We start from the raw sequence: 13,105 nt of genomic DNA, 5'->3' as shown, positions 1-13,105 counted from the left end.
AGTACTTAAATAATGTCAACGCATGATGTATACTTTCTCTTATGAAAGAAATCAGAAGAAATGAGGCACGGCCATGCATCTGGAACTGATCGCAAGTGAATATAAGGTATCCGCCGGAGGATTAACGGTAGAGCTGCTGCCCAAGGAGTTCGCACTACTGCAGTTTCTGTACCGCAACCGGGGGCGGACCTTCAGCCGCGAGCAGCTGCTGGATAAAGTGTGGCCGATGGAGTATCCGGTGGAGCGGACGGTGGACGATCATATCTACAGGCTGCGTAAGAAGCTGAGGCCGTTAGGCGGGATCGACATTAAGACGATCCGCGGCTTCGGCTACAGTCTGACAATTCCAGGGAGTCTTGCGGGTGTAGCGGTGAATCCGGCAACTCATGATTCTGGGCTGCGGGATACCATGCGTGAGGTCTTCTCGAAATTCCATGTGTACGGCCAGGGCAAATCGATGCTCACTCTGGCCCGCCAGCAGGACATCCTTGGCTATGAGCTGGACCCGCATTATGCGATGGTGGTTCATTTCGTGCAGGGAGATCTGGAGTGGCTGATTCATACGGACGAGATTCCGCTGAAGGACCGGCTCTTTTACCTCAATCTGTTCTACTTCTTCACTGGCAATCCCAAGGAGAAGGTGGAATACGCCGAGCGCCTCATAGAGCGGAATCTGCTGAACGCCCCTGAACAGCTGGAGCTGGAGATTCTGACGATGCTGGACTTGTACACCCTTGCCGGGTTGCCGGAGCTAGCGCTGGAACGCCTGAAACGAACCTACCAGGTCATCGCTGAACCCGGCTTCGAGAATTTCATACCTGTTACGATGATTACCGAGTTGTTCGTCCGTCTGGTGGCGGGTGCCGGTGAGGAAGAACTGGAACGGCTGGATGAAGCAGTAGGCCGAGTGCTGCGGGATAAGCCTTTTTTGCGCGAGATTGGCAGTTATAAGGTGGTAAAAGGTCTCTGGTCGCTGCGGCGTGAACAATGGGCGGAAGGGGATAAGCTGATTCAGGAGGGGCTGCAGGTGATGGAGATGTCCGGCTTCGTTCCGCTGCGGCTCTATTCGATCTACCGGATTCACCATTTCTGCCGCATGTTCCTGGCGGGAAGCTCCTTGGACCGCAAATATGAGGAACTGTTCACTACAGGCCTTGAAGTTTGCGGCCTGCCCCGGCTGGAGCAGGCGCTTGAGGAACTGCTGCTGGGGCTGCCGGAAGCCCTCTGATATTTCTCTGACAATCCTCCGTTATCTTAGGATCATAGATGGATCATCTAAGATCACAGGTAACCTGGAGGAATGTCAGATGGAGATTTCAACTAAGCAGGGAACAAGCCTGCTGCACAACAAAACGTATATGCGGGTCTACACGGCGTTCGCCACTGCCAGCTTCGGCGACTGGTTCGATGCGCTGGCCATTCAAGTACTGGTCGGCTACCGCTGGCAGGCCAGTCCGCTGATGCTGGCGCTCATACCGGTAGCGCTGGCGCTGCCGAGCATTCTGCTCGGCTCGGTTGCCGGCGCGGCCGCCGACCGGATGAACAAGCTGAAGCTGATGCGTACCTGCGACCTGCTGACCGCGCTTTTGACCCTACTGGTGCTGTTCGCGCCGAGTATGGTCTGGCTGCTGCCGCTGCTGGCCCTGCGCTCCGCGCTGTCCACGCTGAATATGCCGGCCCAGCAGTCCCTGACCCGCAGTCTCGTGAGAGAAGACCAGCTGCTGCAAGCCTCATCTCTCAACGGACTGGTCAACCAGGGCTCCAAAATCGCAGGTCCCTTGCTCGGAGGTCTGGCCCTCGCCTTCCTTACGCCGCAGTGGTGCATCCTACTGAATGCCTTGCTGCGCGGCTGCTCTTATCTGTTGTTGTTGTCTATCAAATATAACCGCACTGATGAAGCAGACAGTAAGGAGTCTGAAGCGCATGAAGGCAAGATTCCGCTTCTCACAATGTGGCGGGAAGGCTGGGGCTTTCTGCTGCGCAGCCGGCTGCTGCTGACCGCGATGTTATTCGGACTCGCCGGTGCACTGGTCATTCAGGTGGTTGATTTTCAGTTCACCAGTCTGTTTCGGATCTTCGCCCCGGAGCGGGAAGCGCTGCTGGGCTGGATGGTTGCCGCTACGGGAGCAGGAGCCGTGCTGATCATTCTGGTTCTGAACAAGCTGAAATCCGAAGACGGGTATGGCTGGAAGCTGGGCCTCGGGTATGTGCTGATTGGCGGGGCGATTGCGGCGCTGGGTCTGCTTCAGCCGGGGGCGTCAATTCTGTGGGTGCTGCTCATCGGCTTTGTGCTGGGGATCGGCAACGGCATGTTTATGGTGACGTTCAATTATTGTCTGCAAAAAGAAACCCCGCCGCACATGATAGGCCGAATCTTCGGGATCCAGAATACCGTACTCAGCGCGGTGCTGATTGTAGCGCCTCTCCTGGGCGGTTTGCTGGTACAGTATGCGGGTCCGGCCCGTATATTTGTCAACATTGGCTTGCTGCAGGTGCTCCTGGGTCTGACAGGTGTGGTGTTTGGCCGGCAGCTCTGGCCGGTGGCGGGGTCTAAAGCGGAAGCCGCTCATCCGACAGCAGAGAGTAGCTAAGAAGGTTGATAGATCACTAATGTCTGTATGGACGAACAGGAGGAGCTTATGACTACTTATATCTACATGGTGAGGCACGGGGATTCGCTGCGGACCGGGGTGGATGAATGGACGCGCGGCCTGTCGCCCAAGGGGGAGGAGGATGCCCAGCGGGTCACGGAATGCCTGAAGGATGAAGGCATAGATGCCCTGTACAGCAGCCCGTATATCCGGGCGGTTAATACAATTGCGGATTTGGCGGATAAGCTGGAGCAGGAAATCATTCTGATCGATGATCTGCGGGAAAAGGTCTGGATGGAGGGCAACCAGCAGCTAACCGACGATGACCTGTATCTTGAGCTCCAGAAGATGTACACCGATCCGGATTACGCCCTGCCGGGCGGGGAATCAAACCGGGAGTGCCAGGCACGTGCAGTGAAGGCGCTGCAGGACATTCTGCGGACCCATGCTGGGAAAAAAGTGGCCATCGGAACCCATGGTATGGTGATGTCCTTGATGATGGGCCATTTCTCCACGGGATATGGTCTGGACTTCCTGATGCAGACAACGAAGCCGGATATCTATGTCATGGAGTTCAAAGAAGATGAAGTACTGGTCCGGCGGATGCTTGTGTAAGTAACATGATAGTCATTACGCTAAAAGGTAACAATCGCCCAATAAATTCAAGAAGGCAGCCGACCAAAGTGGTGGCTGCCTATTTAGCTTTTTTTGATCAGCTAGTCGCAAATGGATAATCCGGAATTTCCCTCTTAAAATCATGCGCGCGCCTAACAGCGTCTTCTTGCTCTGCTATAGAGACATCTTCAAAGACCGGGTTCGAAGCGAACATTCGGGGATAGTTGTATTCTATACATTTAAAAACAGTCAAAGGGAAGGATTTCCTCTTCTAGCTGTAGTTTGTACAACTAAATTTGCCCGAGTGGGCGAGATCCCGGATAATGAGGCATTTTATATGTATGAAATACAACTAAACGGTTATTCGGCGGTAAATCAAACGATTTAGTTGTACTAAATACACTTAAGCATTTCGCCTGCACCCTAATCAGTTCTGATGCTGTACTTAAGTAGAGTGGCTAGCCCTATAGCCCATAGAATCGTTTTGTGTTGGCCGTCAGCAGGGCCTGGGCCTCTGGAACGGAATATCCATGCAGCGCCCCCCAGGCGGCAGCAACGTCATGGACCATAGCCGGATGGGTGGTGCGCCCGGCGAACGGTCCTTCAAATGGCCAGGGGCCGTCCGTCTCCGCCATGACCAGCTCCGGCGGATAGCGGCGTGCCAGCTCCTGAATCTCCGGTTCGTAGAGGATATCGGGAGTGAAGGAAATGTAGTAACCGCAGCTAATCATCCGGTCAACAGTAGCAGCGGGGCCCTTGAACCAGTGGAAATGGGCCTGCGCAAGGCCATGCTGCTCCAGCAGATCGCATACGGTCCATGCATCCTCATAGACGGCATGCAGTACTACAGGCTTGCCCAAACGTGCAGCCAGTCCAAGAAGTCTGTCCAGAAGCTGAATGTAGGGTGCCATATCCCAAGCTTCGCCACGCTCCACAGCTTCTGCCCGGGAGTAGTAGGGAAGACCGATTTCACCAATAGCGACCATATTGCCCGCATGGGTTGTAATCCAATCCAGTAGTGTATTTAGCTCTTGTTCCGCAGGCAGAGGCTGCTCGGGATGGAAGCCGTAAGCCGGCTTCACCAGACCGGGATACCTGGCTGCGAGCTCCCGGGTACGCTTGCTGGAGGCGAGATTCATGGAGACCGCGATCAGGGCCTTAATGCCCTGCTCCGGCAGTCCCTCCAGCAGCGAGGACACTGCGTGATCCTCATATTGGTCAAGATGAATATGGGCATCAATCATTGGCAAGTCTCTCCTTCCGGCAGCGGATTATTTCTCCACAATGGCTTCACCCCGCTCATGCGGCTCAAAAGCAATAGACCCCAGCTCCATCCCCGTCTTGCCTGACTTATACTCCAGCTTCAGGGTACCGACACTCTCGGTCATGCCGACCATTAGGCTGGTATCCGCAAGCAGCTTGTTATTCTCAACTTTGTAGTAAGTCACTGCGCCAATGGCCGCTTTGCTGCCGAAATACTTCAGGCCGTCCTCAGCACGGTCCGGGAGTCTCAGCGTCAGTTTGGAGGGCGCGGATCCTGTAAGCTCAAGCTTCAGCAGGACATCGTCCTTATCGAGCGAAATACTGGAGGATACTACAGCAGAAGCCGCCTTGTCCGCAGCAGGCACGGAGAGCTCCTTCCCCTGCTCCGGCTTCACGACATGAACCTCCTGTGCAACCAGCGAGGTTCCGGTTCCCAGAGTGAACACAACCGTAGCCTCCGGTTTGCCGTCCGAATCTACATCGGCATAGAAGAGCTGAGGCGGGTGCGAATAGTCTCTGGGTACGGTCCAGTTGAAGTGTTGCTTCTTGCCGTTAACCTCAAGGATGAAGCCTTTGTAGGTATTGCCGTCCTTCAAGGCAGCATAAAGCTTCACCTTGCTGTTATTGCCGGCAACGGCAAGAGGCTCTGCGGGAACCCTGACCGTGGTGCTCAGATCGCCTGGGGTAACAGTGACCCGGCTTCCGCCAGGCTTGAGCTCCGTGACAGCTCCTGTAAGGGAATCCAGCGTAGCTGCTGCGATATATACACGCCCCGCCTTCAGCAGTACGGGCGCATCCAGCGTTTCATTAGCGCCTCCATCCGTTTGCATGGAAGCGCTGCCGGGCGTAAGAATCGTCTTGTCCCAGCTTGTGGACAGAGTAAGCTGCTTGAGGGTGTTGTTCCATTGCAGCTGCATCGGATAGAACTCCAGCAGCGTGCGGGCCGGAACATACAAGATGCCGCCGGAATGGAAGGGCGCAGCATAGGGCAGAACGGCTTGTCCGTCCACAACAAGGGATAGAGGGGCAGCAGCAGAATGGGCAATATCTATGGATGAACCCGCCGCATGGCCTGCGAGGAGCAGGGCAATAGCGGCAGCGGTAATTAATTTTTTCATAAGATAACCTCCGGAGTCTGGAAATTCCAATCTCTTGTATTATAAATGAAAAACGCCGCCTGCGGGTCACGTTCTGTTAACAAAGATAAGACAAGCCTGTTACAGCCCTAGCTCATACAGCCCATACTGCCCATACTGTATTGTGCCTATCCGCCTGCAACTTGCCATCCCTTATATAGTAGTCTTGCAGGAACCTCAAGCTTGTAGCGCCTGAAGGGCAAGCGACACCAGGGATCTGACGGAGGCCTCGCTCAGTTCTCCCCCGGTCAGCAGCAGCCGGTAAAAAATAGGGCCGTAGACCAAGTCGATACAACTCCCGATATCGAGTCCCTGCTTCAGTTCCCCCTGGGCAATCCCCCGTTCAAACAGCTTCCGGGCTTCCTCGCGGCGCGGGCCGAAATATCTGCTCCGGTATGCCTCCGCCAGTCCGGTATCGGATTGCCCTTCACCAATCAGCTCCGTAATGACTTTACCTTCCCGGCTGGTGAGGAACTGCGCGAGCGTCCCCGCATGAATCAGAATATCCTCCTTGGCGGAACCGGTATCCGGGATCGGAAGTCTCGCATTAGCAGCATACAGATATCCGTCCATCACCACCGCCGCTTTATTCGGCCACCATTTATAGATCGTTGCCTTACTGACCTGGGCCTGCTCCGCAATCTTCTCCACGGTAACTGCGCCGAAGCCGGTCTTCAGCAATAATTCATATGAAGCGTTCAGAATAGCGTTCTTGGCCTCGGTATTGCGCGGGCGGCCTCTTTTTTTCTCCATGATGATTCCTCCTGACAGTGCTGGTTCAACTATAATTGGAGTATAGCATAAAATCGCCTATTTACAATACTGAACGTTTAGTATATTATTTGCTCATAACTAATTAGTGTACTTAGCGTTCAGTATTTAAAAATTGGAAGGTGGCGCTTCAAATGAAAGCTGGAATTCCTGCGCAACAACAATCAGTATCCCCTGTTACTAAAAAGGCTGTTCCCGGCTGGATCACATTTCTGCTGGCTGTCTCCTGCGGACTGATCGTGGCGAATCTCTATTATACCCAGACGCTGGTTGGGCCCATCGGGCAGGCCATTCATCTGTCCGCTGGAGCGACAGGGCTAATCGTTACCCTGACGCAGATCGGTTACGTAGCCGGACTGCTGTTCATTGTCCCGCTCAGTGATATTATAGAGAACCGCCGGCTGACTGTGATGTCGCTGATTCTGGTTGTGGCCGCCCTGGTGCTATCCGTCCTGGCACCGAATGCACCGCTGTTCCTGGCCGCCTCCCTGCTGATCGGGCTGGGCTCGGTAGCGGCGCAGGTCCTGGTGCCGTATGCCTCCTATCTGGCGACGGAGGAAGATCGCGGCCGCGTCGTCGGCAATGTGATGAGCGGCCTCTTGCTGGGCATTATGTTCGCCCGCCCGGTTGCCAGCTTCATGGCAGGACTCTGGGGCTGGCAGTCCATCTTCATAGTCTCGGCTGTCGTAACTGCACTGCTGACGCTGCTGCTAGCCCGTGTCCTGCCCGCCCGGAAGCCCGCTCCCGGCTTGAGATACGGACAATTGCTCCGCTCTCTGGGCACATTGCTCATGCATACGCCAGTTCTGCGGCGCCGCGCTTTATACCAGGCCAGCCTGTTCGGTGCCTTCAGTCTGTTCTGGACGACAGTTCCCTTGTATCTGTCCAGCGAGTATCACCTGTCCCAGCAAGGAATCGCCCTGTTTGCCCTGGCTGGTGTGGGCGGAGCCGTAGCCGCGCCGATTGCGGGCAGATTGGCTGACAAAGGCTGGACCCGGTTATTGACCGGTCTAGGCATTTCACTGGCCGTTCTCTCCTTTATCCTGGCCTATCTGCTGCGGGATACCTCCAATCTTACACTAGGCCTGCTGGTGCTGACGGCCATTCTGCTCGATATGAGCGTGTCTGGTAATCTGGTGCTGGGGCAGCGGGCGATCTATTCACTGGGCAATGAGACCCGGGGGCGGCTGAACGGCTTGTTCATGGCGATTTTCTTCATTGGAGGCGCCGTGGGATCATCACTCGGGGGCTGGGCGTATGCTTACGGCGGCTGGAGTCTGACCACCCTAATCGGGCTGGCACTGCCAGTGCTGGCGCTGATCTACTTTTTGACCGAGAAGAAGCAGCACGCTTGAGAAAAGCAGACATGGCGTTCAGCAATAATCCGCATAGCCAGTAATTCCTAAAAAAACTACAGTAGGCAGAGGAGCTAGATCCTCTGTCTTTTTTTCGAAATATAAGAATGTATAGGTTTCACGCTATACATTATCCTTCTATTTCTCGCCGAAACAGTACCGTCCTATAAAAGGACGGCAAAGCCGTTTCCACTTGTCTGCATATGTAATGGATTCGATAGATAGAGCGTATTAGCTCATGTAAATTACTTGGCCAAGTAAATTCAGCCTGGAAGGGAGGGCTTAAGGAATGCAAGAGCGCGCATTGCTGCCTTTGATACATGACAGGGTTCCTGCTCATATAGAGACAGAGCTGGAGTTTGCAGAGGTTTTTGAAGCCTATTATAAACGGATATTCAACTATATCGCCTACCGGGTGAGCTGCCGTTATACCGCCGAGGATCTGGCCAGCCAGGTATTCGAGAAGACGCTATCCAAGCTGCCCGCCTACTCCCCGGAGAAAGCGCCGCTGGAAGTGTGGCTGTTCGCCATTGCCCGCAACGTAGTGAATGATTATTACCGGAGCCGCGCGCGTCAGCGCTTCTTCTCCCTGGACAGTATCCGGGAGCTGGTGTCGGGCAAAAAAGAGCCGGAGAAGCTCATCCTCGGCAGAGAGCGCAGCGATAGGCTACAGGTGGCGCTGGACACGCTCAGCCCGAAGGAACGTAACCTCATCGCTCTGAAATTCGGGGCGGATCTGAAGAATACGGAGATTGCCCGGATTACCGGAATCTCGGAGAGCAATGTCGGAGTCATTCTCTATCGCAGCATGCGAAAACTGAAATCTGAAATAGGGAGTGTGGAAGAGCTATGAATGACAAGAAGAGCGCCGCACAGGCAGATGAACTTGAGCTTCAGGAGCTGGGGGACTATCTGGCCCGCCAGGACTTCTCACGGGAGTCCGATCCGGCGGAGGTTCTCCGCCAGGTGAAGAGCCGCTCCATTCAGAAACAACAGGAGGATGATAGAATGAAGAACAAACAACGGGTCAGACGTCCGGTGATGATTGCAGCTTCCCTGCTGGTAGCTGCCGTGGTGAGTATATCCTTCGTCAGACCCTCGCTCGCACAGGAAATGCTGGAGCGTGTGCTGAATTCAGTCTATCTGGGACATATTGAGGTCGCTCAGATGGACGGGAGCCACCCTAAGGAGTTCCCGGACGCATGGAAGGGCAAGATATTTGACCAAGAGGGTAAGCCCGTCACCTCATTTAACCCCATGCCGGAAGCCATCTTCAATGCAGCCGGGGAGGCCATCGTCAATTTCGACGGGGATAAGCTGATTACCCTGAGCGAGCAGGAGCAGCTTGACAAGGAAGCGTCAGAGCAGAAATTTATCGTCAAGGAGGCAGCGAAGCTGGATCAATACGCTCTCTTCAAGGTGAAGCTGCCGGAATACCTGCCAGAGGGCTTTGCCTTTGAACGCGGGGAGTTCTATAAGGACGAGACGGGCGTAAGCGGGCAGATTGTTGAACTGTTCTTCGCTAGCAAAGATAAGGATAAGCGAATCTGGATGCAACTGCGCCTTGCTAATGAGGAGAATGCCTTTTCAATGGCAACTGACGATAAGGTGGAGCAGGTGAAGATCAAGGGGACGGATGCGGTTCTGGTCAGTGACAGAAGCCTGGACTGGGAAGCGAACGGCGTGATGTACGGCCTCAGCACCCGTGGCCTTGACCGGGCTGAGGTTCTGAAGATCGCAGAGTCGATTAACTGGTAAGCCGCTGAGGAGCGGATAAGGGAACAGGTACGAGGCATAGACAGGCATAGGAAGAATCAGAGCATCAGACTGCAACCCCCGAGCATGGGGGATCGCGGGCTGGTGCCTTTTTGTAATAGCGTTTCTACTATATAGAAGGAAATAAGAGGAACCATACATAGATTGTTAGATTCCCGGGTGGCGGGAGCGGATTCGCGGCTGGAATAACACTTCTCTTCATGCTTGTCATGCCCGTCTGCATATTGAGGCCAAGTCCTTCATAGACATGTACTAATCAATGCATTCAAAACAGGTTAAGGGGATGATGTCATGCGCCGGATAACATGGGTACTCGCGATCATTATGAGCGTGGCCTTAGTATTGGCGGGGTGCGGGAAGAAGGATGCCGCCTCTGTAGTCAAGGATCTGAATCAAGTGTCTGACAAGCTGGAGAGCAAGCAGGGAGCTTATCAGGGCTCAGGCACGATGACCTTGTACACCGGGGAGCAGCCGCAGGATTACAAGGTGGAGGTATGGTATAAGAATCCTTCGTATTACCGGATCAGCCTGTCGAATGTCCAGAAGGATGTGAAGCAGATTGTGCTGCGCAATGATGAGGGCGTATTCGTCCTGACCCCAAGCCTTGGCAAAAGCTTCCGCTTCCAGAGCGACTGGCCGGACAGCCAGGGTCAGGTCTATCTGTACCAGACACTGCTGAAGGGTATTGTCAACGATAATAACCGGCAGTTCGTGGAGGACGGGGATAATTATGTGTTCGAGGTCGCTGCCAACTATCAGAGCAGTGCGCTGGTCCGCCAGAAGATCTGGCTGAACAAAAAGACCTATGAGCCGAAGCAGGTGCAGGTATCGGATTCTGAAGCCAAGGTTGTGGTGAACGTGACCTTCGACAGCTTCAAGTTCGATCCGGAATTCACAGCAGATTCCTTCGATATGCAGAAGAATATGGCGGCCGGCAGCCCTTCCGAGAACACGATGGCGGAAGTGGACCAAGAGGGCAATCCGGTGGTCTCTGAAGACGGCGAACAGGCTGGTGAGCCGGTTGCGGCCGAGATGGGCGACTTCGGGATCATTGAGCCGGCTTACATTCCGGCCGGTGTGAAGCTGAAGGACACGAACAAAATTGAAGGCAGCAAGGACCATGCGGTGCTGATCCGTTATGACGGCGTCTACCAGTATACGATTATGGAAGCCCGTCCGCTGGACCGTGCGGTGTCGCTGGCTCCCGGAACATTGGTCGATCTGGGCTTTACGGCAGGCCTTCTTAGCGGGGATGAGCAACAGACGCTGACCTGGATGAGCGAGGGTGTTGAGTACCGGATTACAAGCGCAAATCTGCCAGTTACAGAAATGATGCAAATAGCCGCTTCTATGGAGGAACAATCGGGTAAATAAAAATCAGTGGGCGGATACTGCGCAAGGTGGGAATCATTCCTCTACCCGCGGTATCCGTTTTTTGTCTACATCTGCCCACATTGACAGCGGCCTTCACGAGCATTACCATTGGCAGTAAGACTTCTGATCTGTGCGAATAAGGCAGAGATGTTTTACTACAATGTAAGAAGGTGACCTGAAGTGAAGGCAAGCTATCGGCCGACAGCAGCCGAGATTAACCTGGATGATTTGCGTGCCAACTACGAAGCTTTTCGCGGCGTATTGCCGCAGGAGACCAAGTTCATGGGATGCGTCAAAGCAAATGCGTATGGACATGGAGCAGTGGAAGTGACGCGGGAGCTGGAGCGGCTTGGAGCGGACTACGTCAGTGTTGCTTTTCTGGATGAGGCATTGGAGCTGCGTCAGGCGGGAATACTACTTCCTATCCTGGTGCTGGGCTATACTTCACCGGAAGGCATTGCCGTAGCCTGGGAGAACAATATTACCGTTACACTGTTCACACCGGAGGTACTGGAAGCGGTTAGCACCCTTCCTGTAGAGAAGGAGCACCGGCTGAAGGTACACATCAAGATTGACAGCGGAATGGGCAGACTGGGATTATTGCCGGAGGATGCGCCCGCATTCATCGCTAAGGTGCATTCGGTGGCACAGGCGGAGCTTGAAGGCATGTTCACCCATTTTGCCAGAGCAGACGAACGCAACAAAAGCTATACACTAATGCAGCACCGACGTTTCATGAGCGTGGCGGAAGCGCTTCGGGACATGGACATTACCATCCCGATCATACATACGGGCAATAGCGCTACGGCCATTGATACACCTCTACTATCCATTAACATGGTGCGTGTAGGCATAAGCTTGTACGGATTCTACCCCTCGGCTGAGGTGAACCGTGAGCTGGTGGCTCTACACCCGGTAATGACGCTGAAGACGCAGGCTGTATATGTCAAAACCCTGCCGCCTGACTCAGGCATCAGCTACGGCACCCGGTACTTCACGGCAGACGATGAGATCATCGCTACGCTCCCCGTGGGGTATGCTGACGGATATTCCCGCATGCTAACAGGCAAAGCGGAGGTGCTAATACGCGGACGCCGCGTTCCTGTCGTCGGAACCATCTGCATGGACCAGTGTATGGTATCACTGAAATCTTTCGCTCTAGAAGCGGAACAAATCAAAGCAGGCGAAGAGGTTGTACTCATCGGCCGCCAGGGCACCGAGTCGATCACGGCAGATGAACTGGCGCTCCATTTAGGGACGATCCACTACGAAGTAATCTGTATGCTGGCTCACCGTGTACCGCGCGTGTATGTACGCGAAGGTACGCTACTAAGCCTCGTCAATCCCTTGCTGCAAGCCTAATACCCTGACCAGATACCTAGTACAGGAACTGAATATAAGGAACGTACCGTATAGAGCTTGTGACTTATAGTCTATACGAACCGCCATTTCTAGTTTATAATGGGATGCAGCATACTTGATATACTGGCGGCATATATTCCTTGTATAAAATTCCTTGTATATTGTAACACTGGAACACAAGGGCAGAAGGTTTGTGGGGGTGGAAGAGAAGGTGGCCAATTTGCAGAACACCAAAAGAATCATGATCAGCTTGCCCGATCATCTCTTGCAGGAAGTAGATGGGATCGTTCAACTGGAGAACTCTAACCGTAGTGAATTGATCAGGCAGGCCATGAAGCTGTACTTGAGCGATCGGAGGAAACGCACCATCCGCGAGTCCATGCAGCGGGGCTATATGGAAATGGCTAAGATTAATTTGACCATGGCATGCGAGGCCTTTCTCGCTGAGGAAGATGCAGACAGTACTCTTGGCCGCTTAGTAAGCGGGGTGTAACTATTGATTGTTAAACGCGGCGACGTTTTTTTTGCCGACCTTTCACCGGTTGTGGGTTCTGAGCAAGGTGGAGTAAGGCCGGTACTGATTATTCAGAACGATATTGGCAATCGTTTTAGCCCGACTGTGATTGTGGCAGCTATCACTGCCCAGATCCAGAAGGCCAAGCTGCCGACGCATGTGGAGATTGATGCAGCTGCTCATGGCTTTGACCGGGATTCCGTGATTCTGCTGGAGCAGGTTCGTACCATTGACAAGCAACGCTTAACGGATAAAATCACCCACCTGGACGATGAGACCATGAAGCTGGTGGATGATTCGCTGCAAATCAGCCTCGGGCTGATTGATTTCTGAACCCTACGGGGATAT

General features: G+C 53.9%; 13 protein-coding genes. 10 read left to right on the top strand and 3 right to left on the bottom strand.

Annotation, left to right across the window (positions count from 1 at the left end; genetic code table 11):
- Positions 1 to 73 precede the first annotated feature (73 nt).
- The 3 genes from NSS64_RS22965 to NSS64_RS22955 all read left to right on the top strand — a co-directional run bounded on the left by NSS64_RS22965 (position 74) and on the right by NSS64_RS22955 (position 3,206).
- Positions 74 to 1,228, top strand: a complete 1,155-nt coding sequence (locus tag NSS64_RS22965) for a winged helix-turn-helix domain-containing protein (RefSeq protein ID WP_341141644.1) — start codon at positions 74 to 76, stop codon at positions 1,226 to 1,228.
- Between the two features lie 79 nt (positions 1,229 to 1,307).
- Complete coding sequence (locus NSS64_RS22960; protein ID WP_341141643.1) at positions 1,308 to 2,591, top strand: MFS transporter; 1,284 nt, start codon at positions 1,308 to 1,310, stop codon at positions 2,589 to 2,591.
- A 48-nt stretch (positions 2,592 to 2,639) separates the two neighbouring features.
- Positions 2,640 to 3,206: a histidine phosphatase family protein gene (locus tag NSS64_RS22955; RefSeq protein WP_341141642.1), complete on the top strand. Its 567-nt coding sequence runs from the start codon at positions 2,640 to 2,642 to the stop codon at positions 3,204 to 3,206.
- 464 nt (positions 3,207 to 3,670) lie between these two features.
- Here NSS64_RS22955 and NSS64_RS22950 read toward each other — a convergent pair whose 3' ends face one another.
- The 3 genes from NSS64_RS22950 to NSS64_RS22940 all read right to left on the bottom strand — a co-directional run bounded on the left by NSS64_RS22950 (position 3,671) and on the right by NSS64_RS22940 (position 6,358).
- The gene (locus NSS64_RS22950) at positions 3,671 to 4,450 is read right to left on the bottom strand and encodes a TatD family hydrolase (RefSeq protein ID WP_341141641.1); all 780 of its coding nucleotides are present in this window, start codon (positions 4,448 to 4,450) and stop codon (positions 3,671 to 3,673) included.
- 27 nt (positions 4,451 to 4,477) lie between these two features.
- Complete coding sequence (locus NSS64_RS22945) at positions 4,478 to 5,587, bottom strand: stalk domain-containing protein (protein WP_341141640.1); 1,110 nt, start codon at positions 5,585 to 5,587, stop codon at positions 4,478 to 4,480.
- Between the two features lie 195 nt (positions 5,588 to 5,782).
- Positions 5,783 to 6,358 (bottom strand): TetR/AcrR family transcriptional regulator, encoded by a 576-nt coding sequence (locus tag NSS64_RS22940; RefSeq protein ID WP_341141639.1) that lies wholly within the window; start codon positions 6,356 to 6,358, stop codon positions 5,783 to 5,785.
- A 152-nt stretch (positions 6,359 to 6,510) separates the two neighbouring features.
- Between NSS64_RS22940 and NSS64_RS22935 the strand changes: the two genes are divergently transcribed.
- From NSS64_RS22935 to NSS64_RS22905, 7 genes are all read left to right on the top strand, one after another.
- Positions 6,511 to 7,731 carry an MFS transporter gene (locus NSS64_RS22935; protein WP_341141638.1) on the top strand — a complete coding sequence of 407 codons (1,221 nt, stop codon included), beginning with the start codon at positions 6,511 to 6,513 and terminating at the stop codon, positions 7,729 to 7,731.
- A 289-nt stretch (positions 7,732 to 8,020) separates the two neighbouring features.
- Entirely contained in the window at positions 8,021 to 8,584 is a 564-nt protein-coding gene (locus NSS64_RS22930) for a sigma-70 family RNA polymerase sigma factor (protein WP_341141637.1), read from the top strand.
- Positions 8,581 to 9,489 (top strand): DUF4367 domain-containing protein, encoded by a 909-nt coding sequence (locus tag NSS64_RS22925; protein ID WP_341141636.1) that lies wholly within the window; start codon positions 8,581 to 8,583, stop codon positions 9,487 to 9,489. The genes NSS64_RS22930 and NSS64_RS22925 overlap by 4 nt, the downstream gene beginning before the upstream one ends.
- 309 nt (positions 9,490 to 9,798) lie before the next feature.
- Complete coding sequence (locus NSS64_RS22920; protein WP_340943605.1) at positions 9,799 to 10,881, top strand: LolA family protein; 1,083 nt, start codon at positions 9,799 to 9,801, stop codon at positions 10,879 to 10,881.
- A 180-nt stretch (positions 10,882 to 11,061) separates the two neighbouring features.
- Positions 11,062 to 12,243 carry an alanine racemase gene (gene alr / locus NSS64_RS22915; RefSeq protein ID WP_340991320.1) on the top strand — a complete coding sequence of 394 codons (1,182 nt, stop codon included), beginning with the start codon at positions 11,062 to 11,064 and terminating at the stop codon, positions 12,241 to 12,243.
- A 211-nt stretch (positions 12,244 to 12,454) separates the two neighbouring features.
- Entirely contained in the window at positions 12,455 to 12,736 is a 282-nt protein-coding gene (locus NSS64_RS22910; RefSeq protein WP_036697455.1) for a CopG family ribbon-helix-helix protein, read from the top strand.
- 3 nt (positions 12,737 to 12,739) lie between these two features.
- Complete coding sequence (locus NSS64_RS22905) at positions 12,740 to 13,090, top strand: type II toxin-antitoxin system PemK/MazF family toxin (RefSeq protein WP_036697332.1); 351 nt, start codon at positions 12,740 to 12,742, stop codon at positions 13,088 to 13,090.
- The last annotated feature ends 15 nt before the right edge of the window (positions 13,091 to 13,105 follow it).

Source organism: Paenibacillus sp. FSL H8-0122 (genome assembly GCF_038005345.1).
Classification (GTDB): Bacteria; Bacillota; Bacilli; order Paenibacillales; family Paenibacillaceae; genus Paenibacillus_AQ.
This window is presented reverse-complemented; position numbering and strand designations above follow the sequence as displayed.